This is a genomic window from Mesorhizobium sp. M1E.F.Ca.ET.063.01.1.1, from assembly GCF_003998155.1.
Lineage (GTDB): Bacteria > Pseudomonadota > Alphaproteobacteria > Rhizobiales > Rhizobiaceae > Mesorhizobium.
This window is the reverse complement of record NZ_RZSC01000686.1, coordinates 1-3,110: the sequence shown is the minus strand read 5'-3', so window position 1 is coordinate 3,110 and position 3,110 is coordinate 1. Positions and strand designations below refer to the sequence as shown.

Below are 3,110 nucleotides of genomic sequence, written 5' to 3'. Positions count from 1 at the left end.
CGCCCGTTGAGCCGTCGAGCAGCCAGACGAGCACCGGAAACGAGACGAAGCAGGCAGCGAAGAAATCGTAGGGCGCCTGGGCGAGCACCGCGAGCGCTCCGGCGGCAAACGCCACCAGCGCCCGCCGCCACCCCCACAGCAGAATTATCCGGCCGGCAAAGCGCTGCATATAGCTTCCCAAGTCGCGCGAATCAGGCAGCCTGAGATTTAACAGGCCGCGCCGCGTGATCCAAACACGGATGAGCGCAGCCTAATTCACGGTCGCGCGAGAGCGCGGCCGCTCTCGCTTTTTGACCAGCCGCATCTCTGCAACGCCACGCGATTCCGCTTGGCTGCAAAATCCTCAACGATGCCAGCCATCGATCCGCAGGCCGCTCAGCTGCTCGGCCTCTTCCTTCGAGACCACGCGCATGGTCTGGGTGAATGTCCATACGTGGCCTTCGGGATCGCAAGCCCGGTATTGCCTTTCGCCGTAGAAATGATCGACGGGCTCCTCAATGATTTCGGCCCCCGCCATGCGCGCTTTTTCGCAATGAGCGTCGAGGCCTTCCCGCAGACGGATGTAAACCGACTGGGTGTTCTTGCCGCCGACCGAGGCCGGGCTGGCAATATGCTCGACCCATTCGGAATCGACGATGATGTAGCCCTCGCCGAACCGCATTTCGGCATGGACGAGCCGCCCGTCGGCATCGCTCACCACCATGCTGGGCTCGAAACCGAAGGCTGCCTGAAGCCACGCCAGAGCCGCGCGCGGATCGCGATAGAAGGCGCCGGAGCCCAGGACTGCGTGCTTGAACGGGTCGTCGACCGGCATGGCCCTAAGATGTCAGGCCTGCTCGGTGCGTGCCGCGCGGCGGCGCTGCCGTTCGCCCTTCGGGCTCTGCACGATGCGCACCCGCTTGACGCGGCGCGGGTCGGCGTCGAGCACGTGGAATTCGAAGCCCGGTATGGCCTGCACCACCTCGCCTCGGGCCGGGACCCGGCCAAGCGTGTTGAAGATCATGCCGCCGATGGTGTCGACATATTCGCCATGCTCGCCGGCGGCGAAATCCTCGCCGATCATCTTGGCGACCTCGTCGATCTCGGCCTTGCCGTCGACAACGAATACGCCGTCGCCGGCCTGGGTGATCATCGGCTCGTCGTCGTCGTGCTCGTCCTCGATGTCGCCGACCACCATCTCGACGATGTCCTCCAGCGAGGCGAGGCCGTCGGTGCCGCCATATTCGTCGATGACGAGCGCCATCTGGGTGCGGGTCGTCTGCATGCGCCCCATCAGGTCGGAGGCAAGCATGGAGGGCGGCACGAACAGCACCGGGCGGATCAGGTCGAGATCGCCTATGGTGCGCGCGAGATCGACCTGGGCGAGATCGAGAACGGTCGGCGTCGGGGTCTTCCTGTTCGCGCGGCCCTTCTTGACGCGGGCGACCTTGGTGATGTGGGCAAGAACGTCGCGGATGTGGACCATGCCGCGCGGATCGTCGAGCGTTTCGGAATAGACCGGCATGCGGGAATGGCCGGACTGCTCGAAAAGGCCAAGCAGATCGCCGAGCGACGTGGTGATCTCGACCGCTTCGATGTCGGCGCGGGGCACCATCACATCCTCGACGCGCACCTCGCGCAGCCGCAGGATGTTGTTGAGCATGGCGCGCTCGCCGGGCGAAAAGGATTCGGCATCGCTCGCCGTCTCGGCCAGCGCGCCGGCGATCTCCTCGCGCAGGTTGGTGCCGTTGCGGTGCCGGAACAGGCCAAGCACGCGATCGAAGAGCGAAGGACCGGCATGCGAGGGCTCAGCGGCCGCGCTGCCGGTCGGAATACTCGGACTGGAGCCGTCTTCCGTCTTTTCGGAAGGCTTGGCCGCACTGCCAGCTTCCGGACGGGCGGCAGTTTCTGGTTTGTCGTTCATCGCCATCGGGTCAATTGGTCTTTTTTGTTACGCGTAGGGATCGGGAATGGCAAGCCTCGCAAGCGCCGCGCGCTCGATTGCTTCCATCTCCTCGGCCTCGGCGTCGGTCTCGTGATCATAGCCCAGAAGATGCAGCAGGCCATGGATGACGAGATGGGTGATATGGTTCGCCAGCGGCTTGTCTTCCAGGGTGGCCTCACGCGCGACCGTCTCGGAGGCCAGCACGATGTCGCCCAGCATCGGCGGCAGCTTGCCTCCTTTCGGGAAGGAAAAAGCCGGAAAAGACAAGACGTTGGTCGGTTTGTCCTTGCCGCGCCATTCGGCGTTGAGGGTCTGGATATGGGCGTCGTCGGAAAAAACGATGCTGAGCTCCGAGGCGCCGTTCGAGCCGGCCTCGGCAAGGGCGGCGGCGGCCGCTCGATCTACCAGTCGTGCCAACTCCGCTTCCTCGGGCCAGTCGCCGGCCTCGATGAAAATATCGATGTCGAGCGGCGTCTCGCCGCTGGATCCCGGATTTTCAGCCATGGGGCTTTATTTCTTGTCTGAGCATGATCTTTCCCGAAAACCGCACACACTTTTCGGGATCATGCTCTAGTTCTCGGCGCCCAAGCCTCTCGCCAGCTTGCCGTCGCGATCATAGGCCTTGACGATCTCGGCGACCAGCGGATGGCGCACGACGTCGCCCTCGTTGAAGCGGACCGTGACGATGCCCGGCACGCCGTCGAGGATGCGCAGCGCCTCGACCAGGCCCGACTTGGTGTTGGGCGGCAGGTCGATCTGCGTCGGATCGCCGGTGACGATCATGCGCGAGTTCTCGCCGAGACGGGTCAGGAACATCTTCATCTGCATCGGCGTGGTGTTCTGCGCCTCGTCGAGGATCACCGCCGCATGCGCCAGCGTGCGGCCGCGCATGAAGGCCAAAGGCGCGATCTCGATGACCTCGGCGGCGATCGCCCGCTCGACCTTGTCGGCCGGCATCATGTCGTAGAGCGCATCATAGAGGGGCCGCAGATACGGATCGACCTTCTCCTTCATGTCGCCGGGCAGGAAGCCCAGTCGCTCGCCGGCTTCGACCGCCGGGCGCGAGAGCACGATGCGCTCGACCATGCCGCGCTCGAGCAGCATCGCCGCGTGCGCCACCGCCAGATAGGTCTTGCCGGTGCCGGCCGGGCCGATGCCGAAGACCATTTCGGAGCGCTCCAGCGCC

Annotated in this window: 4 protein-coding genes and 1 pseudogene; all 5 read right to left on the bottom strand. The window is 64.9% G+C overall.

Annotated elements, in window-relative coordinates:
• Positions 1 to 169: pseudogene (locus tag EOA29_RS43365) on the bottom strand (apolipoprotein N-acyltransferase); the annotation flags it as partial.
• A gap of 174 nt (positions 170 to 343) precedes the next feature.
• Positions 344 to 814 carry a VOC family protein gene (locus EOA29_RS30580; RefSeq protein WP_126090359.1) on the bottom strand — a complete coding sequence of 157 codons (471 nt, stop codon included), beginning with the start codon at positions 812 to 814 and terminating at the stop codon, positions 344 to 346.
• A 12-nt stretch (positions 815 to 826) separates the two neighbouring features.
• Positions 827 to 1,903 (bottom strand): hemolysin family protein, encoded by a 1,077-nt coding sequence (locus EOA29_RS30575; RefSeq protein ID WP_126090360.1) that lies wholly within the window; start codon positions 1,901 to 1,903, stop codon positions 827 to 829.
• Between the two features lie 27 nt (positions 1,904 to 1,930).
• A complete protein-coding gene (ybeY, locus tag EOA29_RS30570) occupies positions 1,931 to 2,428 on the bottom strand; it encodes an rRNA maturation RNase YbeY (RefSeq protein ID WP_126090361.1) in 498 nt (165 codons plus the stop codon).
• 66 nt (positions 2,429 to 2,494) lie between these two features.
• Positions 2,495 to 3,110, bottom strand: a 616-nt coding sequence (locus EOA29_RS30565; protein ID WP_145969885.1) for a PhoH family protein, incomplete at its 5' end; no start/stop codon positions are given.